Annotated in this window: 20 protein-coding genes, 1 tRNA gene and 1 pseudogene; 6 read left to right on the forward strand and 16 right to left on the reverse strand. The window is 68.8% G+C overall.

From position 1 onward, the window contains the following. The first annotated feature begins 5 nt into the window (after positions 1–5). Entirely contained in the window at positions 6–1,649 is a 1,644-nt protein-coding gene (locus IPN47_13525) for a Ppx/GppA family phosphatase (GenBank protein MBK9409035.1), read from the forward strand. 54 nt (positions 1,650–1,703) lie between these two features. Here the strand turns inward: IPN47_13525 and ppk1 are convergent, their stop codons facing one another. From ppk1 to IPN47_13555, 6 genes are all read right to left on the reverse strand, one after another. After that, positions 1,704–3,926 carry a polyphosphate kinase 1 gene (gene ppk1, locus IPN47_13530; GenBank protein MBK9409036.1) on the reverse strand — a complete coding sequence of 741 codons (2,223 nt, stop codon included), beginning with the start codon at positions 3,924–3,926 and terminating at the stop codon, positions 1,704–1,706. 156 nt (positions 3,927–4,082) lie between these two features. Then, positions 4,083–5,378 (reverse strand): glycosyltransferase family 1 protein, encoded by a 1,296-nt coding sequence (locus tag IPN47_13535; protein ID MBK9409037.1) that lies wholly within the window; start codon positions 5,376–5,378, stop codon positions 4,083–4,085. Positions 5,379–5,404: 26 nt separating this feature from the next. Next, positions 5,405–6,151 (reverse strand): polysaccharide deacetylase family protein, encoded by a 747-nt coding sequence (locus IPN47_13540; protein ID MBK9409038.1) that lies wholly within the window; start codon positions 6,149–6,151, stop codon positions 5,405–5,407. Next, positions 6,148–7,443 (reverse strand): glycosyltransferase, encoded by a 1,296-nt coding sequence (locus tag IPN47_13545; protein MBK9409039.1) that lies wholly within the window; start codon positions 7,441–7,443, stop codon positions 6,148–6,150. The genes IPN47_13540 and IPN47_13545 overlap by 4 nt, the downstream gene beginning before the upstream one ends. Next, positions 7,440–7,961, reverse strand: coding sequence for a phosphatase PAP2 family protein (locus tag IPN47_13550; GenBank protein MBK9409040.1), 522 nt, complete (start codon positions 7,959–7,961; stop codon positions 7,440–7,442). The genes IPN47_13545 and IPN47_13550 overlap by 4 nt, the downstream gene beginning before the upstream one ends. A 34-nt stretch (positions 7,962–7,995) precedes the next feature. After that, a complete protein-coding gene (locus tag IPN47_13555; GenBank protein MBK9409041.1) occupies positions 7,996–8,883 on the reverse strand; it encodes an alkaline phosphatase family protein in 888 nt (295 codons plus the stop codon). 266 nt (positions 8,884–9,149) lie between these two features. Here IPN47_13555 and IPN47_13560 point away from each other — a divergent pair, with 266 nt between their 5' ends. Next, positions 9,150–10,349 carry a glycosyltransferase family 1 protein gene (locus IPN47_13560; GenBank protein ID MBK9409042.1) on the forward strand — a complete coding sequence of 400 codons (1,200 nt, stop codon included), beginning with the start codon at positions 9,150–9,152 and terminating at the stop codon, positions 10,347–10,349. 81 nt (positions 10,350–10,430) lie between these two features. On the opposite strand, the gene IPN47_13565 is transcribed toward IPN47_13560, so the two are convergent. The 7 genes from IPN47_13565 to IPN47_13595 form a co-directional block, all read right to left on the reverse strand. Then, complete coding sequence (locus IPN47_13565; protein MBK9409043.1) at positions 10,431–10,733, reverse strand: hypothetical protein; 303 nt, start codon at positions 10,731–10,733, stop codon at positions 10,431–10,433. A 135-nt stretch (positions 10,734–10,868) separates the two neighbouring features. Then, positions 10,869–11,906, reverse strand: coding sequence for an inorganic phosphate transporter (locus tag IPN47_13570; GenBank protein ID MBK9409044.1), 1,038 nt, complete (start codon positions 11,904–11,906; stop codon positions 10,869–10,871). A gap of 3 nt (positions 11,907–11,909) precedes the next feature. Continuing rightward, positions 11,910–12,527 (reverse strand): DUF47 domain-containing protein, encoded by a 618-nt coding sequence (locus IPN47_13575; GenBank protein ID MBK9409045.1) that lies wholly within the window; start codon positions 12,525–12,527, stop codon positions 11,910–11,912. A gap of 164 nt (positions 12,528–12,691) precedes the next feature. Next, on the reverse strand, positions 12,692–13,453 hold the full coding sequence (gene deoC / locus IPN47_13580) for a deoxyribose-phosphate aldolase (GenBank protein ID MBK9409046.1): 762 nt from the start codon (positions 13,451–13,453) through the stop codon (positions 12,692–12,694). Positions 13,454–13,698: 245 nt separating this feature from the next. After that, positions 13,699–13,995 (reverse strand): EutN/CcmL family microcompartment protein, encoded by a 297-nt coding sequence (locus tag IPN47_13585; protein MBK9409047.1) that lies wholly within the window; start codon positions 13,993–13,995, stop codon positions 13,699–13,701. Positions 13,996–14,018: 23 nt separating this feature from the next. Further along, positions 14,019–14,333 carry a EutN/CcmL family microcompartment protein gene (locus IPN47_13590; GenBank protein MBK9409048.1) on the reverse strand — a complete coding sequence of 105 codons (315 nt, stop codon included), beginning with the start codon at positions 14,331–14,333 and terminating at the stop codon, positions 14,019–14,021. Between the two features lie 59 nt (positions 14,334–14,392). After that, positions 14,393–15,163 carry a rhomboid family intramembrane serine protease gene (locus IPN47_13595; GenBank protein MBK9409049.1) on the reverse strand — a complete coding sequence of 257 codons (771 nt, stop codon included), beginning with the start codon at positions 15,161–15,163 and terminating at the stop codon, positions 14,393–14,395. A gap of 184 nt (positions 15,164–15,347) precedes the next feature. Between IPN47_13595 and dnaK the strand changes: the two are divergent. The 4 genes and pseudogenes from dnaK (at position 15,348) to IPN47_13615 (ending at position 20,017) form a co-directional block, all read left to right on the forward strand. After that, positions 15,348–17,287, forward strand: a pseudogene (gene dnaK / locus IPN47_13600) (molecular chaperone DnaK). 262 nt (positions 17,288–17,549) lie between these two features. After that, entirely contained in the window at positions 17,550–19,139 is a 1,590-nt protein-coding gene (locus IPN47_13605) for a Do family serine endopeptidase (GenBank protein MBK9409050.1), read from the forward strand. A gap of 264 nt (positions 19,140–19,403) precedes the next feature. Then, positions 19,404–19,485 (forward strand) — tRNA-Leu (locus tag IPN47_13610). Between the two features lie 73 nt (positions 19,486–19,558). Next, positions 19,559–20,017, forward strand: coding sequence for a hypothetical protein (locus IPN47_13615; GenBank protein ID MBK9409051.1), 459 nt, complete (start codon positions 19,559–19,561; stop codon positions 20,015–20,017). Between the two features lie 115 nt (positions 20,018–20,132). Here IPN47_13615 and IPN47_13620 read toward each other — a convergent pair whose 3' ends face one another. Genes IPN47_13620 through IPN47_13630 form a run of 3 tightly spaced genes read right to left on the reverse strand, consistent with a single transcriptional unit; the run spans position 20,133 to position 24,735 of the window. Continuing rightward, positions 20,133–21,470: a hypothetical protein gene (locus IPN47_13620; GenBank protein ID MBK9409052.1), complete on the reverse strand. Its 1,338-nt coding sequence runs from the start codon at positions 21,468–21,470 to the stop codon at positions 20,133–20,135. A 27-nt stretch (positions 21,471–21,497) separates the two neighbouring features. Next, positions 21,498–21,680: a hypothetical protein gene (locus IPN47_13625; GenBank protein ID MBK9409053.1), complete on the reverse strand. Its 183-nt coding sequence runs from the start codon at positions 21,678–21,680 to the stop codon at positions 21,498–21,500. Further along, the gene (locus IPN47_13630; GenBank protein MBK9409054.1) at positions 21,655–24,735 is read right to left on the reverse strand and encodes a TonB-dependent receptor; all 3,081 of its coding nucleotides are present in this window, start codon (positions 24,733–24,735) and stop codon (positions 21,655–21,657) included. Before IPN47_13630 ends, IPN47_13625 begins: the two co-directional genes overlap by 26 nt. Positions 24,736–24,808: the final 73 nt, after the last annotated feature.

Consider the following 24,808-nt stretch of genomic DNA (forward strand, 5'->3'; position numbering starts at 1 on the left):
CCTCGATGGCCGCTCCCGTTCGCCCCCGCATCATTCCGCTTCGCAGCAAGGCCCCGCGCCCCGGCGACGGCGTTCGGTTGGCGGCCATCGACATCGGGTCCAACTCGATCCGACAGATCATCGCCGACGTCTCCACCGACGGACGCATCCGCGTCCTCGACGAGATGAAGGCGGCCCCGCGGCTCGGCACGGGGCTCGACGCCAGCGGGCGCCTCGACGAGGACGCCATGCGCCACGCCCTCGAGGCGTTGCACCGCATGGCGACCCTGGCCACGCAGTACGGCGCGACCAAGGTCGAATCGGTCGCCACCAGCGCCGTGCGCGACGCCGCCAACGGCAAGCAGTTCATCGAACTCGTGCGGCGTCAGACCGGGCTGCGCGTGCGCGTCCTGCACGGCGATGACGAGGCGCGCCTCGCCTTTCGCTCGGCGCTCGCCCACTTCGACCTCGCGCGCGGCCGGGCGGTGGTGATGGACATCGGCGGCGGATCGTTGGAGCTGGCGATGAGCGCCGACGGGCTGCTCGATGGCCTCGTCTCGCTCCCCTTCGGCGCCATCCGCATGACCGAGCAGTTCCTCGGCCTCACGCCCAGTCGCAAGGCCGTGCGCAAGCTTCGCGAGTACGTGCGCGACGACATTCGCCGGGCGCTCCCGCTGCGCGACTGGCGCGGGGCAAAGCTCATCTGCTCCGGCGGGACCTTCACCAACCTCGCCGGGATCTACCTCTACCGGCAGGCGACATCGAGCGCGGCGGGACGCGTGCAGGGGACGCGTGTCCCGCGCGAGGAACTCGAGCACATCATCGACCTGGTGCAGGAGTGCTCACCCGAAGAGCGCACGCAGGTACGCGGCCTCAACGTCGGGCGCTCCGACATCATCCTCGCCGGGCTCGTCGTCGCCGCCGAAGTGATGGCGCGCACCGAGTCGCGCGACCTCGTGGTCTCGGCGTATGGCATTCGCGAGGGACTCCTGCTCGAGAGCGCGCAGGTGACCACCGTTCCCGCCGACCCCGGCGAGGCGCGCGAACGTTCGGTGAACACGCTGGCCGAACGCTGCCACTACGAGGCGCCGCATGCGCAGCACGTGCGCCGGCTGGCGTTGCAGCTGTTTGACGCCATCGGCCCGCGCATCGGCTGCTCCAACGAGGACCGCCAGGTGCTGGCCGACGCCGCGCTCCTGCACGACATCGGCTACCACATCAACTACGACCAGCACCACAAGCACTCGTACCACCTCATCCTCCACGCCGACCTGCTGGGGATGTCACCGGTGGAACAGGTGCTCGTGGCCAACGTGGCGCGCTACCACCGCGGATCACCGCCGAAGAAGAAGCACCCCAACTTCGGGCGACTCGACCGCGAGTCGCGCGACCGCATCGTGCGGCTCTCGTCGCTCCTGCGCATTGCCGACGGCTTCGACCGGGGGCATGTGGGCGGGGTACAGCGCGTGAAGGTGCGCTGGACCGATCGTGCGTTGCGCATCACCGCCGTCCCCGACCCGCGCGCCCGCGTCCTGCGCCTCGAACTGTGGGGGGCGAGCCGCAAGGCGACGTTGTTGTCCGAGCTCGCCGGGATCCCGGTGGAGATCGTCGCCCCCGATGGCACGGTGATCGACTCGGGGCAGGACGACGGGGACGGCGACGGCGAGTAGCGGCGAAGGCGCGCGCCCCGGACCGCACCATCGCGTCTTGCCTGTGAGCGCCTCCTAACGCCTAGGCGGCCGCTTCCCCTTCCCGCGCGGGGCGGCCGAGGTGCCCTTGCCGTTCGCCGGCGTGGGCTGAGCGACGGGTGCCACCGCCAGCGCCGTCACCGCACGGACCTCGGCGGTGGTGTAGCGCGAATCGATGCGATCCAGCCCCCACGGGTCGCGCAGCAGCTTGCGATGCGTCGCCAGTTCGTCCTCGTGGCCGGGGACCACCTGCACATAGGTTCCGTCCGGCCCCAACTCCCAGGCCTGGCGGTTGTCGGCCAGACACGTCTCGAGGAGCGAGAACATGCGCAGTTGCAGCCCGCGGTCCTCCACCGGGACGATGACCTCCACGCGCCGCTCGAGGTTGCGCGGCATCCAGTCGGCCGAACCCGTGTAGTACTCCTCAGCCCCGCCGTTCGCGAAGTAGAAGAGGCGCGAGTGCTCGAGGAAGCGCCCGATGATGCTGCGCACCCGAATCCGGTCCGACACCCCGGGGAGCGCCGGACGCAGGCAGCAGATCCCGCGCACGATGAGGTCGATCTCCACCCCGGCCTGTGATGCCTCGTACAGGGCGGCGATGACGTCGGGCGAGACGATCGCGTTCAGCTTGGCCACGATGCGCGCCATGCGCCCCGCGCGCGCGTGCTCCGCCTCGCGCCGAATGAGCTCGATGAAGCGCGCCTTCATGTTGGCCGGCGCCACCAGCACCTTGCGATACTCGCGCTGGCGTGAGAAGCCGGTGAGGAGGTTGAAGACGTCGGTGAGGTCGGCGCCAACCGCCGGGTTGCAGGTGAACAGCCCGATGTCGGTGTACAGTCGCGCCGTCTTCGAGTTGTAGTTCCCCGTGCCGATGTGGACGTAGCGCCGGATCCCGTCCGGCTCGCGCCGCACGACCAGCGCGATCTTCGCGTGCGTCTTGAGTCCCGGGAGGCCGTACGCCACGTGCACCCCGAAGTCCTCCAGCGTGCGCGCCCAGGTGATGTTGTTGGCCTCGTCGCCGCGCGCCTGCAGCTCCACCAGCACCGCCACCTGCTTCCCCCGCTGTGCCGCGTTGGTCAGCTGCTTGACGATCGCGCTGTCGCCCGAGGTGCGGTACAGCGTCGTCTTGATCGCCAGGACGTGCTCGTCCACGGCGGCCGACTCGAAGAAGCGCTCGACGGAGGTCGCGAACGACTCGAACGGATGGTGCACGAGGATGTCGCGCTCGCGGATGACGTCGAAGATCGAGCGCGTCGCATCGCGCAGTTCCGGCGGCGTAAGCGGGGCGAACGGCGCATCGCGCAACTCGGGAATGTCCAGCAAGGACAGCGACATCAAGTCGCCCAGCTCGAGCAGCGGCCCGGGTTCGTGCACATCACGGTCGGTGAGCGGCAGGACGTCGGGATCCGTCACCTCGCGCAACTCGTCGAGGAGCAGCTGGCGGATGTGCGCCGGCATCCCGGTCTGCACCTCCAACCGCACCACCTCGCCAAAGCGCCGCTGGAAGACCTGCTCCTCGATCGTCGCGAGCAGGTCTTCGGGCTCGTCAGCCGCCGGCACGTCGAGGTCGGAGTAGCGCGTGATCTTGAACGTGTGCCACCCGAGGATCTCCATCCCCGGAAAGAGCGTTCCCAGGTGCGCGCCGATCAGGCGCTCCAGCGGGACGAAGTGAAACGGGCGCCCGGTCGGGATCCAGCGCGGGAGCGAGCGCGGCACCTTCACGCGAGCGAAGTGCTCGCCGGCACGCGAAGGATCGCGCAGCTCGACCGCCAGCGAGATCGAGAGGTTGGAGATGTACGGGAAGGGATGCCCGGGATCGACCGCGAGCGGGGTCAGGACCGGAAAGACCTCGCGCTCGAAGAAGGCGTCCATCGCCGCCGACTCGTCCGGCGTGAGCGACGCCATGTCGACCAGGCGTATGCCGCGCGCATCGAGCAGCGGGAGGAGCCGGTCGTGCAGGCAATCGCGCTGCTGCACCACGAGGTCACGCACCGCCTTCTCGATGGCCTCGAGCTGCGTCGCTGGCAACATGCCGTCTGCAGGCGCCTGTACCACTCCGGCCGCCACCTGTCGCCGAAGCCCCGCCACACGTACCTGGTAGAACTCGTCGAGGTTGGTGCTGAAGATCGACAGGAACTTGAGGCGTTCGAGCAGCGGCGTCCGCTCGTCGAGCGCCTCATGCAGCACCCGCGCGTTGAATGCGAGCCAGGACAGCTCGCGATTCACGTACAGGGCAGGTGCGACAGCGTGTTCGATCATGGGGTGGGACGTCGCGGGCTCGGGGACGCTCACTCGCACTCGGGCAGTTGTGGGAAATCTCCCCGTGCAAGCTAATGACGGAAGGGTCACCGGCGTGTCACGAAGCTGCAACGCCGGCCGAGGCCGGTTTGCGTCAACTGGTTGTCAGTTGAGGAGTTACGGGCGCCGTGCCCCTTCCTTTACGGCCGCAAGGTAGTCGGCGAACAGCGCATCGAAGACGCAGTCCCAGCTGCGCGCCCGCGCCCCCTCTCGCCCCCGCCGCCCCGCCGCGCGCCGCATCGCCGGGTCGCGCCCCCAGCGGGCGATGTGCGCCGCCAGTCCGCTCGCGTCCCCCGGCGTGTAGAACGAACCGGCCCCGGGTACCATCAGCTCGCGCGTCACCGCACTGTCGGCCGCGACCACCGGAAGACCGCTCGCCATCGCCTCCAGCGTCACGTTGCCGAAGGTGTCCGTCGTCGACGGGAAGACGAAGACGTCGGCCGTCGCATACAAGCGCGACAGCTCCTCGCCGCTGCGGTGCCCGGCGAAGGTGACCGTCTCGCCGGCGCGCGCCCGGCACGCCGCCAGGTGCGGCCCATCGCCAACGACGAGCAGCCGGCATGGCGGCGCGTCGGGCAGTGCCTGCAGGAGGCGCATGGCGTCGATCGCATCGTCGATCCCCTTTTCGCGGGCCACACGCCCCACGTAGAGCACCACCAGGTCGTGTTCGCGCAGGCCAAAGGCCGAACGCAACCGCGGAGTGCGCCACTCGGGCGAGAAGGTCTCCGTATCCACGCCACGCCCCCACACCGCCGTCCGCTCGAAGCCGTGGCGTTCGAGTTCCGCCGCCACGGTCGCCGTGGGGCAGAAGGTCCGCGCGCCGCTGTTGTGGAACCACCTTAGGAAACGCCACCCCGGCCGGCTGAGCAGGCCGAGTTGGTAGAAGTGGGCGTACGCGGTGAAGTGCGTGTGGTACGACGTCACGAGCGGGATGCTCCCGCGCTGCGCCGCGCGTCGCGCCGCCAAACCCATTCCGAAGGGGGTGGCCGCATGCACCAGCGTCGCCCCCCAGCGTCGCATCGCCTCGCCGAGCCGCCGCGAGCCGGGCGCCGCCAGCCGCAATTCCGGATACCCCCAGAAGGCCACGCTCGGGAATCGACGTACATGCGCCGACGGCGTCGCCGCCGGATCGTCCGACGTGAAGACCTCGACCGCCCCCCCGCGCGCCCCCACGGTCCGCACCAACCGGTCGAGGGTGCGCGTCACGCCGTTGACCTGCGGGAGAAACGTGTCGGTGACCAACGCCAGCCGCACGCCATCGAGCCGCACCCCGGCCGAGGCCTCCACCGGCGTCGACCCGCGCGTCACCTCGGACGGCGACGGCCAGGCGCCGCTCCGCGACACGGGCGGCGCGAGCCCCTCCTCCCCCCGTCGCATCGCGCGCGCGACGCGCCAGCTGTGTGTCGCGGGCACGGTCACCTCCGTCCGCTCGGTCATGGTCAGGCAGCCCCGCGCGCCGACGCGCGAATGGCGGCCAGCGAGCCATAGCCGTCGCCTTGCCGGAACTGCAGCCACCGCTGCATCGAGCGCTCCAGCGAGCGCCGCGTCTCCGGGTGATCCATGTCCGTCGGGTGCAAGGCGAGGCGAACCAAGGGCGACGTCCGGTGCGCGTGCCAGCGCGCATCGGCCACCAGCGACGACATCATGGCGCGCCACGACGACCGGGCACTCCATCGCACCGCTGGGGCGCTGAACGACCGCCCTTCCTGCAGCAGGTACACCCGCCGTTCGTCCTCGGCCAGCGCCAGCCCCGCGTCACGCGCCGCCTCACGCGTGGCGGCGCGCGCCAGCCAGGCCGGCGGGACGAAGCCGATCGGCGAAAGCCCGCACCGCGCGAGCGTCCCCAGCCCGCGCGCGATTCGCGCCCGCGCCGCGGCGTAGTCCAGCGTCAGGAACTCCCCCTCGCGCGCGGTCCGCCCGAGCGCGCGCCATTCGTCCATCACCCCGCGCGCGCTCTCTTGCTCGTCGTGGCGTTCGCCGTGCAGGAAGATGCGCGCCCCCTGGTCGGCCCGCGCGAACAGCCAATCGACGAATCGGCGATCGCCCTCCAGGGGATGGGCACCGTGCCAGTTGGGAACCACCAGCAACGCCGGCCGCACCCCCAGCCCGATGCACAGCGACCAGAGTTCGTGCAGCTGGCGGGTGAAGGGTGGCGCGACGTCATGGATCGACACGAGCACGGTCATCGGTGCAGGACCTCACGGTAGACGGCAAAGAGCCGGTCAAGGACGGTGTTCCACCCATGCTCACGCTCGGCGTAGGCGCGCCCCAGCGCCCCGCGCACCCCGCCATCGGGGGTGAGCGCGTCCAGCAGCGCCCGGGTCGCATCGCCCGACGATCCCGGCTCGTACCCCACCCCGGCTTTCGATCGTTGGACCAGCTCCCATCCGCCGCCGTGTGCCGCGGACACGACGGGGACGCCGGAGGCCAGCGCCTCCAGCGCCGAGAGGCCGAACGTCTCCACCGCGCCGGGCGAGACGTACACGTCGGCGCACGCGTGCAACCGTGCCACCATCTCCCGATCGGCGACGAACGGCAGCCACGTCACGTCGGCGTCGCCCGACTGCGCGCGCATGCGGGCACGCAGCGCGCGCTCCGTCGCCCCCGCCCCGACGATCACGAGGCGCGCCCCCGACTGCCGCGCGACCTCCGACCACGCATCCAGTACGACCTCCAGCGACTTCTCGGGGGCCAACCGCCCGATGTACAGCGCCACCGGCCGGTCCACCGGGAGCCCGAAGCGCCGCCGCGTGTGATCGCGCGCCGCTCGACGGACGGGGTGGAAGTGCGCCAGGTCCACGCCTAACGCCACGCGCGACACGCGCTCGATCCCCATGCGACGCAGCTCCCCCGCCGCGTAGTCGGACGCCACCATCGTGGTGCGGAAGAGCCGATTCAATCGGCGGAGGTAGCCCGCGGCGCCGGCGCGCGCCAGCCGCGCGAACGGTTCCGGCATGGCCAGCGACGCCGGCAGCCCGGCAAGGCTGGTATGGTGAAAGGCCACCATCGGCGCCTGCAGCCGGCGAGCGGCGATCGCCGTCACCCACGGGACAAAGAACGGCGACCCCACCTCGATCACGTCCGGACGCTCATGCTCGACGATGCGACGCGTGCTGCGCGTGGCGAACAGGAAGCGGTACGCCGTCTGCGTGGGAATGCGCGGCCCCTGCAACCGGTAGGTACGCACCCCGTCGCCCAGTGCGTATCCATCGAACGGCCCCGGAACGACCAGCACCTGCCGCAACCCCTCCCGCTCCGACACGTAGCGCGCCTTCTCCGTCAGGTACGTGCGCACGCCGCCGCTCGTCTCCCCGAACCACTTGGTAACGTCGAGGATCGTCAGTTCGGCGTGCGGGCGATCGATCGGCGGAAGTGGAGCGCGCCCCAACTCGACACGCGCCGTGCGCGCGATGGCCGGCAGGGGCGTGGCCGGAGCAATCGCTCCCGGCCGCCCGGCCGCCTCGAGAATCGTGGTCACCAGGCGCCGAGCACGAGCGCGGTGAGCATCGCCAGGACCTGCCCTGCCACGACGTCGCCAGGATAGTGCACCGCCAGGGCGACGCGCGAAAATCCGACGATCACGGCCAACAGCGTGAGTGCAGGCGCCAGCGCGGGCGACGCCGTCGCGAAACCGATCGCGACCGACATCGCCGCCGCGGCATGCCCGGATGGAAAGGAAAAGCGATCGGGCTCGGCGATCAGCACCTCGCACGACGTCCCGAGCGATGGACGCGGGCGCCCGACCGTGCGCTTGATGAGCTGCACGACGAGATGCGACACCACGAGAATCGACAGGGCGCGCAGCGCCCCGTCGCGCCACACCCCACCTATCGCCAGCGGCGCCAACGACACGCCGATGGTGCAGCGCGCCCCGCCCAGGTGCGTGAGCGCGCGCCAGAGGCGACGCGTGCGGATGGGGGTCGCATCCTGCAGCGCGAGTCGCAGGAAGAGCGCACGATCGCCGCGGCTGAGCCGCGTCAGAAGCGAGTTCGCCATGTCCGGAACCTCGGTCAGGGGTGTCGCGGAATGCCTAACGGGGAGCCACGAAGGCGTAACGCTGCGCGACTGCCGGGATGGCCGGCCGGGCCGCCGGTTCCGTCGACCCGGCAGGGATGAAGGCCTCGACCATCGCCCGACCGGCGTACCCCGCCGGCACCGGGACACCCATCGCCCACGCCACCGTGGCAGGTACGTCGAGGAGCGACGAGCAGGGGGCCAACTCGCCCGAGACCACGCGCCCGCCCGCCAGGATGAGGGGGATGGTTCGGTCGTGCGGGTGCGCCGAGTCGTGGTCGCGGAAGACCGCCCCGCCGCCGCCATGGTCCGCCATCACGACCAGCAGCGTGTCGGGATCCTCCGAGGCCCGCGTGACTACGTCGAGCAGGCCTAACGCTTCGTCCATGACACGCGCCGCGGCCACGTATTCGCGCGAGAGCCAGCCGTGCGCGTGGCCGGCGCGGTCGGCGTCGGGCCAGTGCAGCAGGAACAACCCCGTGGACTCACGCGCCAGCACCGGCCGCGCCGCCGCGAGGATCTCGACCGCCCCCCTCCCGCGAAACGTGGCGTGGGTGACGCCCGTCATGCGCGCCAGCCGCGTTGCGATCGCGCCGTACCCGAAGGGGACCGAGGCGAGGAACGCGTGCGACCCGATGCGGTGCTGCGCCAGCACGCGCGGCAGCGGCTGCAACGCGACGCGCGGACGGGGAATGCGGAAGCGATCGCTCGTGAGGCCGTGGTCGGCTGGCCGAACCCCGGTCAGGAGCGACCCCATGGCCGCCGCGGTGACGGAGGGGGCCACCGTTTGCGCCGCCAGGCTGGCGGCGCCACCGCTCGCGAGGCGAGACACGTGGCGCAGCGCCAGGAGCGGCACGGCATCGGCCCGGAGGCCGTCGAGCACGACGACGATCACGCGAGACACGCGGGGCGATGGCAGCACCATTCCTCCTGTCGATGGACGAAACACGCCGCGAATACCCGCGAAGCTCGGCCGCGCACGTATGCGGCCGTGCACGGTCGCGTTGCGGCTGCGTAACGACCGCACCCGCCGCCGCGCGTCGTCAGGCGTTCGTGACACGTGTGTCACCGGGCCGTGACCGACCGGCATCACTCGTTATGCATCGCGCGCGCGTACCGGCCACCGCACGGCCGCCACGGAGTCGCTCACCTCCACCCGGATCGCCCCGGATGCCGAGACCCCCTCGCCTGCTCGTCTGCACCGACACCTATCCGCCGCAGGTCAACGGTGTCTCCGTCGTCACGTCGCTGTCCGTCATTGGACTCGCCGAGCGCGGATGGGAGGTCACCGTGGCCGCCCCACGCTATCCCACCGCGATGCGTGACGCCTTCCCCCCCGACGTCATGCGCGCGGGGGCCCGCGAGCTCCTGCTCCTCCCCAGCGCCCCGCTCCCCTTCTATCCTGATATCCGGCTGTCGCTGCCGAATGCCACGGCCCTGTCGGAGCTCGTCGACCGGCATCGCCCGGACCTCGTGCACTGCGCGACCGAGTTTTCCATCGGTTGGCTCGCCCAACGACTCGCCCACCGTCGCGGACTCCCCGTCGTCACGTCGTACCACACGGACTTCTCGCGCTACACCGAGTCGTACGGCGTGGGATGGCTGCGCCCCGCCGTGTCCTCGCACCTCGCGCGCTTCCACCGCCGCGCCGCTCGCACCTACACTCCCTCTGCCAGTGCGGCGGCCGATGTGCGCACGCTCGGAGCCCCCGATGTGGAGGTGTGGGGACGGGGCGTGGACACCACGCAGTTCCACCCCAGGCACCGGAGCGATCCGCTGCGGCGCGCGTACGGCCGGCGCGACACCTTCATCTTCCTGCACGTCGGACGCCTGGCCGCCGAGAAGGGGGTGGATCTGATCCTGGCCGCGTACCAGCGCGCACGCTCCCAACTCCCCGAGGGCGCGGTGCACCTCGTCGTGGCGGGTGCCGGCCCCAAGACCGACGCGCTGCGCGCGCAGGCGGGCGATGGCGTCTCCTTCCTCGGGAACCTCGACCGCCGGGAAGTGCTGCCACGTCTGTACGCCAGCGCCGACGCCTTCGTCTTTTCGTCGGTTACGGAGACGCTGGGGCTCGTGATCCTCGAGGCGATGGCGAGCGGCCTCCCGGTCATCGCCGCCCCAGCAGGGGGCGTCGCCGACCACCTGCGCGACGATCTGAACGGGTTGGCCTATCCTGCGGGCGACGTCGAGGCGATGGCCCGCGCCATGATCGCGCTCGCCCTCCAGCGCGATCGCGCCGCCACGTTAGGCGCCGGCGCTCGCAGCACCGCGGAAGCGCTCGATTGGTCGCACGAGCTCGACCGGCTCGATGACAGCTACCGCGAGGTCATCGCTCGGCACGGTGCGTCGCCGGTGGCCGCGAGCGCGTAGAGCGCGGCGCCGCCGGTCGTGCACGGCACCTGACGCAGGGCGCCTCCCGCGTCGGCGGGAGGCGCGATGCCGCGCGCGGGACTAGGCCGACGCCGCCGTTGCGTTGTCGACGCGCCGTGGGCGTGACGTCAGGCGGATGGTCGTGTCGCTCCCGAGCACCCGGGCACGCTCACGCAGCCCCTCCAGCTCGCTCCACGAGAACTCCGCCCAGGCCAGCGGATAGTCGCGAAGCACGAGCGTCGTTCCGCGCGAAAAGAAGTACAGCCACCCCTCGCCGGCTGCTGGGGCATCGGCGCGCGGGACCACGCCGGGCCGAGGCGCCACCAACTCGCAGACCTGCCAGGCAAAACCAAACCGATCGGTGAAACGTCGAGCCTCGTGCATTCACTCGCTCCTCCCCCGCGTGAATCGCGCTCTCGGGGTCGGTGAATGCTGGCAGCCCGACGCGGCGCCAGCCATACGGGAAGCACGCTGTTACACGAACCGTTACACGGCCGCGACGTGGGGCGCGCGCGCCGCCTACTTCACGGCGACGAGCCGCTCCAGGAGCATGAGGCAGAGCGCCGAAATGGAAGCGGCCGCCGGGATCGTCATGATCCACGCCCACACGATGCGCCCGGCGATCCCCCACCGCACCGCGCTCACGCGGTTGGTCGCCCCGACTCCCATGATGGCCCCGGTGATCGTGTGCGTGGTGCTCACCGGGATACCGAACCTGGTCGCCAGCAGGATCGCGAAGGCGCCAGCGGTCTCGGCCGCACTTCCACCGACCGGGCGGAGCTTCGTGATCCGGCTCCCCATCGTGTGGACGATGCGCCAGCCGCCAAAGAGCGTCCCGGTGGCAATCGCCGTGTAGGCACCGATCTCCACCCAGAAGGGAATGTGATCGCTGTTGGCGACGTACAGGTGGCGCAGCCACCCCGTCTCGTTGGCAAAGGCCGCATTGGCCGAGACGAGCAGGCCGACGATGATCCCCATCGTCTTCTGCGCATCGTTGGCTCCGTGCGAGAGTGAGAAGAGCGCCGCGCTCGCCAGCTGCACTTTCCGGAAGATGGCGTCGACCTTGCGCGGCGACACCTTCTGGAAGGTCCAGTAGATGGCCGTCATCAGCAGGTAGCCGGCCACCATGCCGATGATCGGCGAGAGGAAGATGAAGATGATCGTCTTCGTCCACCCGGCCACGATGATCGCCCCCGATCCCGCCTTGGCCACCGCCGCCCCGGCGTACCCGCCTAACAAGGCGTGCGACGAGCTGCTGGGGAGGCCGTAGTACCAGGTGATCAGGTTCCAGATGATCGCCCCCAGCAACCCACCCAGGATGACGTTCGGAGTGACGATCGACACGTCGATCATCCCCTTCCCGATCGTCTTGGCGACTGCCGTCCCCACCGTGAAGGCCGCCACGAAGTTGAAGAACGCCGCCCACACCACCGCCGTCAGCGGGCTCAGGACGCGCGTCCCGACGATGGTGGCGATGGAGTTGGCGGAGTCGTGAAAGCCGTTGATGAAGTCGAACACGAACGCGACCAGGACGATCGCGATGACGTAGGTGACCACGGCTTACGAGTTCTTGAGGGAGATGCTCTCGAGGACGATGGCCACCGTCTGGCAGCGGTCGAGCGTCTCCTCGACGGTGTCGTAGATCTCCTTCCACTTCATCACGTCGAGCGGATCCGGGCGACCGGCGAAGAGCTGCCCCATCGCGTTGTGGTACACGGTGTCCCCCTCGGCCTCCAGTCGCTTCACCTCGCGCGTGGCAATCGCCACGGTGCGCGGATCCTTGATCGAGGTCACCGCCTTCTCGAGCTGCCGCACCGACTGGCAGAGGATATCGCAGAGCTTCCGGACCGGCTCGCGCGACTCGGCGAGGTGGAACATCTGCGCCCGACGCGCTGTCCCGTCGATCAGGTCGACGACGTTGTCGAGTTCCTGCGTGAGGTTGTGGATGTCCTCGCGGTCGAGCGGCGTGATGAAGCTCTTGTCGAGGCGGGTGCTGACTTCGTGCGTGATATGGTCCGCTTCGTGTTCGACTTCCTTGATCTGCGCCGCGATCTCGTCCAGCCGCTCCGGCTGCGTGAACATGTCCTTCAGGAGGGCGGCGGCCGCAATGAGCTTCTTGGACAGCTCATTGAAGAGATCGAAGAAGCCTTCGTCGCGCGGAATGAGGCGAAAAGCCACGGGAGGTCTCAATCGGGAGACGGCGCCGCACTCGCGAATCGCCCTGGGGGCGCCTAGCCACCGCGCGGTGCCGTGACGGAATCGATACAGAACAGTGACGAAAAAATATGCCGCCGGTGTGCCCGGCGGCAGGAGAGAATTCGTCCGGTTTCGCGTCGATTCGCCTAGTACGGCCCCGTCCCCCCGCTCCCCCCTTTCCCCGCGCCGCCAACCGCACACGTCGCGCAGCCGGTGGAATGCTCCGAGGCGAGCGACAGCAGGTCGTGCAGCGGCAACGGCCCCTGCCCCAGGCACTTTGCCATCGACACGCCACTCGACGTCCCGATTCGCGTCGCGCCGTTGGCGATCATCTTGAGCGCCGCCTCGCAGTCACGGACCCCACCCGAGGCCTTGACCCCCATCGCATCCCCCACCACCAGGCGCATCAGCGCTACCGCTTCGGCGCTGGCCCCTCCCGCAGCGTGGAAACCGGTCGATGTCTTCACGTACTGCGCCCGCATCTCCCGGGCAATCGCGCACGCCTTGATGATCTCCACCGGCGACAGCGCCGCCGATTCGATGATCACCTTCACGAGCGTCCCCGACGCCCCGTCCACCACCGCGGCGATGTCGTCCGCCACGTGGTTCCAGTCGCCACTCTTGATGTGGCCCAGCGCGACGACCATGTCGAGCTCCGTCGCCCCATGCGACACGGCGAGCGCCGCCTCGCGCCGCTTGGTCTCGGGCGCGTTGGCGCCTAACGGGAAGCCGATCACCGTCGCCACCTGTACCGGGATGCCGCGCAGGCGCTCGGCGCAGCGTGACACCCACACCGGGTTCACGCACACCGCGGCGAAGCGATGCACCTTCGCCTCGTCGCACAGCTTGTCGATCTCTCGTGCCGTCGCTTCGGCCTTGAGTAGCGTATGGTCGATGAAATCGGCCATGCGCGCGTTCTGGCGTACGAACGTCACGCCCGGCGGGGCGCCAACGAGTGGCGTGTGCGCGACGGCCGGCCCGCTGGCCGGAGCGGAAACGCTACGCTCGGCAATGGAATGATGAGGGGGCGCTCCGGTGATCGAGGTATCGTGTCGCTCGGGGGGGGCCCCCCGCGTCGCCACCCCCGCCACCGCGCGGTCCCCCGCCGCCAACTCCCGAGCAATCTCCCGCGCCAACGCCTGCAGTCTATCCGTCACCGTCCCTCCTCCGGGACTTCGCCGTCCTCTAGGTCCACTCGATCCACCACCCCCACCACCACCGCCTGCGCGGGAATGCGCGCGCTCTTCGACAACGACCGCGCCGCCCCCCCCTCCTGCACCACAAGGACGCGCTCCCCCACCCCAACGCCAATCACGTCCAGCGCGACCACCTCCCCTCCCTCCTCATGCCCGGTCGTCGACAACCGACGGATCAGCAGGAGCTTGCGCCCCTCCAGCTCGCCGTGTCGATGCGTCGCGATGACCTCGCCGACCACTCGCGCCAGGAACATCGCGCTATCGCCCCCCGCGGCGGTCAGGCATCGAGCGTCCGCTCCGAGGGGGTCCCGACACGAGCCCCCTGCGGCGTGACGTTGCACCAGTCGACCTTGGCCACGATCCCCGCGTCAACCGCCGCCATCGGCTCCGGGAGCGTCATCGCCGCCTCACGCGACGTGATGTAGACGACCACGTCCCCCGGGCCAGAACCAATGCGGTCGATGGCGACGATGGGCTTCCCCGCCAGCTCGCCGGCCGCCGTCAGCGGCTGGATCCACTGCAGCGGAATCGCCGTCAGCGTCTCCTGCTTCACCGTCGCCACGAGGCGCCCGAGCACGCGAGCCAGATGCATGCGGCAAAGGTGGGGGAGACGTGGGCCCCGGGGTAGTGGGAGCTCGTGCGTCCCGACCGTCAGTCGAACACCTGGCGAGCATCGGCCACCGCCCGCCGACGACGCACCATCTCGCGATCCTCGAAAGCACGAATGAGGAGCACCCCGGCCACAAACCCGCCGACGTGGGCCCAGACCGCCACACCGCCCGAGACCTCCCGGCGCAGCGACATGAGTTGCGGCAACCCGCTCAGCACCTGCACCGCGAACCACCAGAGCAGGACGATCCACGCCCGCATGTGCACGATCAGCGGATAGATCACGATCGGGATCAGCATCTTCACTCGCACCTGCGGATAGAGCAGCAGGTACGCCCCCATCACCCCGGAGATCGCCCCCGAGGCCCCGACCGTCGGCACCGGCGACCCGGGGTCGAGGAGCACGTGCGCCCCCGCCGCCGCCAGCCCACACAGCAGGTAGAACGCCAGAAAGCGCAGGTGCCCCATGCTGTCCTCGACGTTGTTGCCGAAGACCCAGAAGAAGAGGCAGTTCCCCAGCAGGTGCATCCACCCGCCGTGCAGGAACATCGACGTGATCGGGGTGACGATGTTGATCGCATGGTCATCGACCACGCACGCCATGTCCGGGCCGATCGGGACCCCGGTGCCCAGCGACGCCCCATGCGTCAGCTCCCCCGGAACCATCCCGTAGTCGCAGACCGTGGCCGCCAGACGCGTCGCGTCCATCCCGCCCCCCTGCACGAGAATCCACGTCCCGACGATCGCCCCCAACAGGGCGTACGTCATGAACGGGGGGTGGAGGGTCGGGTTGTCGTCGCTAAGTGGGATCATGGCGGGCGGCGATTTGTGCCAGACTCACCCTCGCGCCCCCCCGCCGATTTCGCAAGACACCACGCAAACTCGGCATCTGAGACAGAATTCCCTGCCAATCTGACGCCCTTCTGCGGTCCCGGTCTTGCCCTGAACGCGCGCGGGAGTACGAGAGCCCGGACCATCTACTCATTCGGAATCCATCATGGCAGACAAGGTTATCGGCATCGACCTGGGGACCACCAACTCGGTCGTCGCGGTCATGGAGGGGGGCGACCCGGTCGTGATCCCCAACTCCGAGGGCGGACGCACCACCCCATCCGTCGTCGGCTTCACCAAGGACGGCGAGCGCCTGGTCGGGCAGATCGCCAAGCGTCAGGCCGTCACCAACCCCAAGAACACCGTCTTCTCCATCAAGCGCTTCATGGGGCGCAAGATGTCGGAGGTCTCCGAGGAGTCGAAGCGCGTCCCGTACGGGGTGCAGTCGGGGGCCAACGACCAGGTCGCCGTTGAAGTCTCGGGCAAGAAGTTCACGCCGCCCGAGATCTCGGCGATGATCCTCCAGAAGATGAAGCAGACCGCCGAGGACTACCTCGGCCACTCCGTCACCAAGGCGGTCATCACCGTCCCGGCGTATTTCAACGATTCGCAACGTCAGGCGACCAAGGACGCCGGCAAGATCGCCGGGCTCGAAGTGCTCCGCATCATCAACGAGCCCACCGCGGCCGCCCTCGCCTACGGCCTCGACAAGAAGAAGGACGAGAAGGTCGCCGTCTTCGACTTGGGCGGTGGCACGTACGACATCTCCGTGCTCGAACTCTACGACGTCGACGGCACCCGCCAGTTCGAGGTCAAGTCGACCAACGGTGACACCCACCTGGGCGGCGACGACTTCGACCAGCGCGTCATCGACTGGCTCGTGAGCGAGTTCAAGCGCGACCAGGCCATCGACCTCTCCAAGGACCCGATGGCGCTCCAGCGCCTCAAGGAAGCGGCCGAGAAGGCGAAGTGCGAGCTGTCGTCGACCATGTCGACCGACATCAATCTCCCCTTCATCACCGCCGACCAGTCGGGGCCCAAGCACCTCAACTACTCGCTCACGCGCGCCAAGTTCGAGCAGCTCGTGGATGACCTCATCCAGCGCACGCTCGAGCCGATGAAGAAGGCGCTGTCCGACGCGGGGCTCAAGCCGTCGGAGATCGACGAGGTCCTCCTCGTCGGCGGCTCCACGCGCATCCCGAAGATCCAGACCGTGGTCAAGGACTTCTTCGGCAAGGAACCCAACAAGGGCGTGAACCCGGACGAAGTGGTCGCCATCGGCGCCGCCGTACAGGGCGCGGTCCTCACCGGTGAACAGAAGGACGTCCTCCTGCTCGACGTCACCCCGCTCTCGCTCGGCATCGAGACGTTAGGCGGCGTGATGACGGTGCTCATCCCGCGCAACACGACGATCCCCACCCGCAAGACCGACGTCTTCTCCACCGCCGACGACAACCAGACGACGGTCGAGATCCACGTCCTGCAGGGCGAGCGCGAACTGGCCGTCCACAACAAGACGGTCGGCAAGTTCCAGCTCACGGGGATCCCGCCGGCACCGCGCGGCATGCCGCAGGTCGAAGTCGGCTTCGACATCGACGCCAACGGCATTCTCCACGTCTCCGCCAAGGACAAGGCGACCGGCAAGGAGCAGAAGATCCGCATCGAGGCCTCCAGCGGCATCTCGAAGGACGAGATCGACCGCATGGTGAAGGACGCCGAGAAGAACTCCACCGAGGACAAGAAGCGTCGCGAGGAGATCGACACGCGCAACCGCCTCGACTCGCTGGCCTACGAAGTGGAGAAGAACTCGAAGGAGTGGTCGGAGCGCCTGGCCCCTGAGATGAAGACGCGCCTCGACGGCGCCGTGGAGCGTGCCCGCAAGGCGCATCGCGGCGACGACATGGCCGAGATCAAGGCGGCGCTCGAGGAGCTCAACAACGCCTACCAGGAGGCCGGACGCTCGCTCTACGCGCAGCAGCAGGCCGCCGGGGAGCAGCCCCCGCTGGTGAGCCCGCCGCGGATGGCGCCGGGACTCAGCAGCCGCCCAAGGGCGACGACGTGGTCGAGGCCGACTACGAAATCGTCGACGAGAGCAAGAAGTCGTAATCCGCGGTTCAGGGACGCGCCGTAGCTTTCCTCCTACGGCGCTCCCGGACGGCCCACCCCTGTCCGAAGGTCGGTCTCGCGGAAACGTGTACCGGCCTTCGCGCTTTCTTGGTAGTGTGGGGTAGCAACGAAATGGGTGCCGAGCTGTGACTAGTGTCGTAGGGACGAAGTTGAAGGTGAGCCGCGCCCTCCGCCGGGAGGCTCGATTCGCTCGATTCACCTCGTCCTCCCGTCTTCCCGTCTTCTCGTCTTCTGGAGTCCTATGTCGTCACCGATCTCCTCTCGCTTCAAGCTCGCCGGCGCCGTCGCGATTGCCTTCGCCTGCGGGCTGGTCTTCGCGTCGGGCTTCGACCTGACGCGATTCGGGTACGCCCAGCAGTCGCGCAACGGGGTCCTCCGCCCGGCGAGCAACGCGCCGGCCTACACCCCGCCGGCCAACGTCGAGTCGCTCAACGCCTCGTTCGTCGGGATCTCCGAGACCGTCACCCCGGCCGTCGTCTCCATCGAGGCCGAGCGCTCGGAACCCAAGCGCACCCAGCGCAGCAACCCGCGCCGTCAGGCGCCGCCGGGGCTCGAGGACTTCTTCCAGCAGTTCGACCCGCGCCAGCAGGAGCAGCCCATGCAGTCCAGCGGGTCGGGCTTCATCGTCTCGGCCGACGGCTACATCCTCACCAACAACCACGTCGTCGCCAACTTCGACAAGCTCACGGTCAAGCTCACCGATAACCGCGAGTTCAAGGCGCGCCTCATCGGGCGCGACTCCACGACCGACGTGGCCGTCATCAAGATCGACGGGGCCAGCAACCTCCCTGTCACCACGTTAGGCAACGACGATCAGGTGCACGTCGGCGAGTGGGTCCTGGCCATCGGCAACCCGCTCGGCCTCGACCACACCGTCACCGCCGGCATCGTCAGCGCCAAGGGGCGCGGCACCAACGACATCGACATCAATCGCAACCAGTACGCCATCTCCGACTTCATCCAGACCGACGCCGCCATCAACCCGGGCAACTCGGGCGGCCCGCTCGTCAACATCCGCGGTGAAGTCATCGGCATCAACTCGGCCATCGCCACCCGCACCGGCTACTACCAGGGCTACGGCTTCGCCATCCCGGTCAACCTGGCGCGCGACGTCATGGATGACCTCATCAAGCACGGGCGCATCCGCCGTGCGGTCATCGGCGTCAGCATCCGTGACGTCACCGCCGCCGAGGCGGCCGCCGCCAAGCTCCCGCAGGTGCGCGGCGTGCAAGTCGGTGGCTACACCGGTGACGACAGCCCCGCCAAGCGCGCCGGGCTCCAGGAAGGCGACATCATCCTCAAGGCCGACGGCAAGCCCGCCGACCGCGTCGGGACGCTGCAGCGCATCATCCGCTCGCACGAACCCGGCGAGACGGTCGAGGTCGAAGTCTTCCGCTACGGGCAGACCAAGACGTTCAAGGTGAAGCTCGCCGAGGCACCAACCGAGCCGCAGCAGGTGGCACGCGCGGAAGGGAACGAGGAGGAGACGCCCCCCACCCCGACCGGCACCACGTCGTCCAAGCTCGGGATCACGGTGGAGCCGGTCAGTGCCGAGTTCGCCCGACAGGCGAGCATCCCCGAGGAGCGGCGCGGACTTCGCGTCATCGACGTCGATGCACAGAGTGGCGCGCGACAGCACTTCCTCCCTGGCGGCATCGATGTCATCGTGGAGGTCATCTATCCCGCTCCCCGAAAGGCGGTGCGTTCTGCCGCCGATCTGGCCGCATCGCTCTCCAAGGTCGGGAACGGTGAGTTCGTCAGCCTCCTCGTGTACAACGCGCAGCAGAAGTCGACGCGTGTCGAGACGATCAAGGTGGGCGGCGGCGAGTAGTCGCCCCTAGCCCAACCCAACCACGGGTAGGGGTCCCCCCCCTCCCGCGGAGTCTCATCTGGAGCCCGGCCCGCCATCGCGCGCCGGGCTCCGTTCTACGGTGACCTGGCTTTGGGGCAGGCTATCCTGACTGGCGTCACCCGGTGGGAGCCCCCGATGCGCGGGCGTCGTGCGCGGCGGGCGCCCGTCGTCGAGCCCCATGCTGTCGGGCCCCGCAGTGGTCGGTTAGCTTCTCGCCGTTGCGGGCGACCGTGCGTCGCCACCGCGGGAGTGGCGGAATTGGTAGACGCGCTGGACTTAGGATCCAGTGGGGAAACCCGTCCGGGTTCGAGTCCCGGCTCTCGCACTGTACGCTCCCGGCGGTCCCGTCGGGCCTCACGCCGGCTCTCCGCACCTTCCCTCTCCTCTCGTCGTCGCCCATGCGTCTTCCCGGTCTCGTCGGCATCGCCAGCGCCGCCGTCCTCACCGCTGGCTGCTACACCTACACGGACGTCCAGACCGGCACCTCGATGCCGGCCGACACCTTTGTGCGCGTCGAGCTCACCGACGTCGGGACGACCAACGTCACCAAGGCCATCGGCCCGTACGTCCTCATGCTCGACGGTCCACTCGAAACGAGTGGCAGCAACGGCGTGTCGATGCGCATCACCTCACTGCGACGCCGCGGTGAGGGAGAGACGCGGTGGACCGGCGATCAGATCACGCTCGCGCGCGAAGACATCCGCTACATCCACCAGCGATCGCTGAGTCGCGGCCGCACCATCGCCGCCGCCACGGGCTTCATCGGTGGTGGGCTCGGCCTCCTGTACATCATCGCGAAGGCCGCCGGTCTTGTGAGCGGGACCCCCATGCGCCCACCAACGCCGCCCGGGACCTGATCGGCGCGCGACGCCGCGACTTTGCGCCTGCCGGGCGCGCCACGAACGCAACGAGGGGGGCCAATGAATTGGCCCCCCTCGCGCGTTCCGTGCTACGGTGCCGCCGTGCTGCGTGTTACTTCGCGCAGACCGGCGAACCCGTGACCAGCTTGTTCGCGTCGCGCTCGATGAGCGGGATCGGGAACAGGCACCCCGGCTTGGTCGAGGCCAACGCGGCCGCGATCCACTTCGGGTCCTTCGTGCCAAAGCGGTACATGTCGTTCAGGCGACGCCCCTGGAAGACCAGGTGCACGCGCCGCTCCCACTCGAGGAGCTTCACGCGGGTCGGGCCGGCGCCGGTATAGGCCGCCTTTCCGTCCAGCGCGCGGAGCGTGTTGATCGCCGTGTCGAAGGCGGCGTTCTGCCCAGCGGCCAGTGCCCCTTCGGCGATGATCAGGTACATCTCGCGGGTCGAGGCCTGCGTGAGCGGCGGGTGGTTGAGCGCCGCCGTGATGCGCGTGATCTGCTTCACCGCGGACGCGTCGACCAGGTTGGTCACCGGATCAGGCGCAATGATCGCCTGCGGCTTTCCGCTGTTGGGATCGATACGGGCGAGGTCCTGGCTCGGGGTGTACTCCACGCGGGAGTTCATCTCGAAGCCAAAGCCGCCGCCCGACCCATCGCCCTCATTGAGGTCGCTCGTGAGGACGTCGAGGTACCAGTCGCCGCTACGGGCAGCCAACGCCGCCTGGGCATCGGCCACCGCACCGGCGTCGTTCACCAGCGGGTTCGCCGGCGTGGTCCCCGGCGGGTTGAGCTTCTGCCACACGGCACGCGCGTGCTTGGTGCGGGCGCGCATGGCGAGCACCGAAGCCCGGTTGTTCCCCGTGGCGAGCGGGAGCGCGGCGTCGAGCCACTTGGTCGCCGAGTCGTACAGCGCGACCATCCCCTGCTCGCCGAAGTTCTTGCCGGCTACCGTGCGGTCGGAGAAGGCGATGTCGTCGTACTTGTCGGCAATGCCGTTGTAGACGATGGCCGCATTCAGGTACGCGCGCACGAGCAGCTGCTTGTCCAGCAGCTTTCCGTCGGCGTTGAACTTGGCCACCTTCGACACCGCCTGGTCGCCCATCCAGCGCGCGCGGGCCACCACGAGGTACGCCGACTGCACGTACTCGTTGGTGTTGATCCCGAACTCGCCGGAGTCCAGCAGGCGATAGTCGTCGCGCGAGCCGACCCAGTAGGCCTCGTCGGTCGCCGGGCTGTAGAAGTTGAGCATGGACGACAGTGCATTGCCACCGATGTTCTCGGCGCCCTGCACGATCGCCGCTGCCGCCGCCGGGTCATCGAGCGCCTCGGCGGAGACGTTGTTCGGGTTGTCGACGTCGAGAAGCGACGTGCAGGCGCCGGCCATCAGCAGGCCGAGCCCCGCCACGATTCCCTTCCCGATGCGCGTCGCCGTCCCGCTATGAGTCATGCGTGAGTAATTCACGTTGTGATCTCCTTAGAAGCCGAGGCGGACAGAGAGACCGATGCGGCGGGGCACCGGAAGACCGAAGGCATCGACCGAGTCCTGGAAGTTGTTGTCGATACCGCCGCCAGCGCGCCCGAAGTTCGTGACTTCCGGATCGACGCCCTGGTACTTGGTCCACAGGAAGAGGTTACGAGCGGTGAGCGAGATCGCCATTTCGCGCGCACGCAGCTTGTCCGCCAACCCGCGCGGCGCCGTGTACGTGAGGCTCAAGCTCGCGCATGCGGACGAACGAGCCGTCCGACACTTCGTTCAGCCCCTGGTACGGCGTGAGCGAGGCCAGGTCGTAGACCCACTCCTTCGCGGCGGCGAGGCGCTGCTGCGCCGTCGAAGCCGGGTTCTCCAGCGTCGACTGCACGCGGGCAGCCGCTTCGGAGTTGTTGCCACGCGGCGACGCATTGCGGAAGCCGCAGATGAGGCACCAGTACGTGTAGTTGCCGCCCTTGTACTCGAAGAGCGTATTGATGCGGAAGTTGCGACGGAGCGTCACGGCCGCACCAAACGATCCGGTGTAGTCCGGGGTCGGCTTGCCGAGGTTCGACTCCAGCCCGTTCTCGAGCAGGATGATCGAGCCGTTGAACAGGTTCGTGTACGAACGCGAGCGCGACAGATACGCGAGCATCTGCGCTTCGGTCGCCGCCTGTCCGTTGGCCACGCCACCGGTGATGAGACCGGCGTCATACGGATACGAGCCGCTCGGCACGCTCTTGACCTTGGCGCCGAAGATCTGGCCCGGGGCAAAGCCCTCGCGGATGAAGTTACGGATGCGGGCGTAGTTGGCCGACACCTTGATGTTCGGGGCACCACCCAGCGACGCAACGGTCTGGTCGAGGAAGGCGATGTTGGCGAACAGGTCGACCGAGAGCCCCGGGGTCTGCACCACGAAGCCCTTCACGCCAATCTCGAGACCATTGGCGTCGAGCTGGCCGATGTTCGTGAGCTGGGCGTTGGTGAAGCCGCCCGACGGCGGATACTGCACGTTGTACAGCAGGTCCTTGACCTTGCGGTCCCACCACGTCAGCTCGAAGCCGAGGCGGTCGTTGAAGAAGCCGAACTCGGTCCCCGCCTCGATTTCCGTGGCGACTTCGGGCTTCAGGTCGGGGTTGCCGAGGTTATCCGGGCCAAGGCCCGGGCCCGCAGGACCACCGGCAGCCGCAAAGGTCGTGAACTTGGCGAAAGCGCTGGGCTGGCGGCCGGACTGGCCCCAGGCCGCGCGCACGCGCCACGACGAGATCGGACCGATCGCGCCACCCTTGAAGTCGGTCGGGACGAACGAGACCGAGACCTTCGGGTAGACGACGCCCGCCGCCGACTTGCCGAACGCCGACGAGTAGTCGTAGCGCGCGCCGCCGGTGACGAACAGGTAGTTCTTGTAGCCGATCTGCTCCTGGACGAAGTAGCCGCCGTTCACCGTCTCCGTCACGCCGTCGTTGGCGTACTGCGTGCCGGTGGCGTTGGTGACCGCGACGCCCGGGCCCGGGAAGTCGTAGCCGTTGGAGCCGGGGAACTTCTGGCGCGAGATGAAGCCCTGCACGCCCGCGAGGAACTGCGAGTTGAAGGACTTGCCGAAATCGCGCTGCCAGTTGCCCTTGAGGTCGACCGTGACTTCACGATCGTTCCACTGGTAGATCCCCTTCTGCCCGAGGACGTTGTCGCCAATGATCTTGTCGACGTTGTAGCCGAAGGGCTGATAGTTCGTGGTGACTTCCGACGTGTAGTCGACGCCGACGGTCCCCTGGAAGTTGAGCTCGGGGAACGGCGTGTACTGCGCGTCGAGGGCCGACAGGTACCGGTCGGCGCCGATCGTCGAGAGCTTCTTGGCCGTCTCGCGCGGGGTGCCGAAGGCGCCCGGCGATCCGACTTCGTTGCCGGCGATCTTGCACTTGCCGGGTGAGGCGACGCCCAGATCCGGGTCGGTCCCGGTGGGGTCGGAGTTGATGCAGTTGGCCAACTCCGGCTTGCCGAATCCAAGGAGGGTGATCGGCGAGTAGATGTTGTTGCCGTACTGCGGGCGGTCGGCGAACTGGTTCACGTACTGCGCGCGGCCGCCGATGCGGAGCTTGCTGGTCGGGAAGGTGCTGATGTTCAGGTTCCCCGAGCTGCGGCGGATGAAGTCGTGGGCGAGGCCGCCGAGCTTCTGCGCGGCGAACGGCCCGTCATCCTTGTTGTAGCGGCCGGCCAGGAAGTAGTTCAGGTTCTGCGTCCCGCCGGTCACCGAGGCGGACGCCGTGGTGCCGAGACCAGTCTCGAAGTAGTTGCGCAGGAGCGCTTCGGAGAACGGCTTGAACGGGGTGATGTCCGAACGCCCCCAGAACTTCTTGAGCGAGTCGGCCTTGGCCTGCGTCGTGGCGTAGCCCCAGTTGTCGTCGAGGCGGTTGGTCGGATAGTTCGACGCGTCGGCGTTGACCTGGAAGTCCCACTTGGGCTCCCCCGACACTCCACGCTTGGTGAAGATCTGGATCACGCCGTTGGAGGCTTCGGTGCCGTACAGCGTGGCCGCGGCCGCGCCCTTGAGGATCTCGATGCGCTCGATCGTCGCCGGATCGATGTCGTCGAGGCGCGAAATCGACGCGCCGCCCGAGCTCGAGCCGTTCGAGTTGATGCGCAACCCGTCGACGAAGATGATCGGCTCGTTGGACTGCGTCAGCGACGCATTGCCGCGGATACGGATCTTCATCCCCTCGCCGGCCAGGCCGGACGAGGTGAAGCCGACGACGCCCGGCTCACGACCCTGGAGGAGCTCCGAAGGAGAGTTGATCGGGGCGTACTTCGGCGGATCGATCGTGGCGACCGAGTTGCCGAGGCGCTTCACTTCCGTGGCGCCGGCGGTGCCGGTCGTGACGACCGCCTGCAGCTGCAGCGCCGACTGCGCGATGGCAAAGTCGGCGGTGACGGTCTGCCCCGCGTTGACGGAGACCGCCCTCGTGGAGGGCGAGTAGCCTACCATACGAACGCGAACGTCGAAGGCGCGACCGGCCGGGACGTTCTGCAAGCGGTAGCGTCCCTGCGAGTTCGTCGTGCCGCCGATTCCTGCCGTGGTCAAGCCGACCTGGGCGCCCTCGACCGGGCGTCCCGTGCCGGCATCGGTCACGGTTCCTTCGATGGTGCCGACGCCGGCGCCCGTCTGGGCGTACAGCGTCGTGGAAGTCACGCTTAAAGACGCCGCGAGCGCGGCGACCAGCGTTCCTCCCCAGCGAACGAGTCTGTTCATGCGTCCTCCCGCATGAGGTGGTGGAAAAAACCTCTTGCTCTGACCTGGACCTGCGTGCTTCACACTGCGCCCT

It is taken from the genome of Gemmatimonadota bacterium (assembly GCA_016719105.1).
GTDB lineage: Bacteria > Gemmatimonadota > Gemmatimonadetes > Gemmatimonadales > Gemmatimonadaceae > SCN-70-22.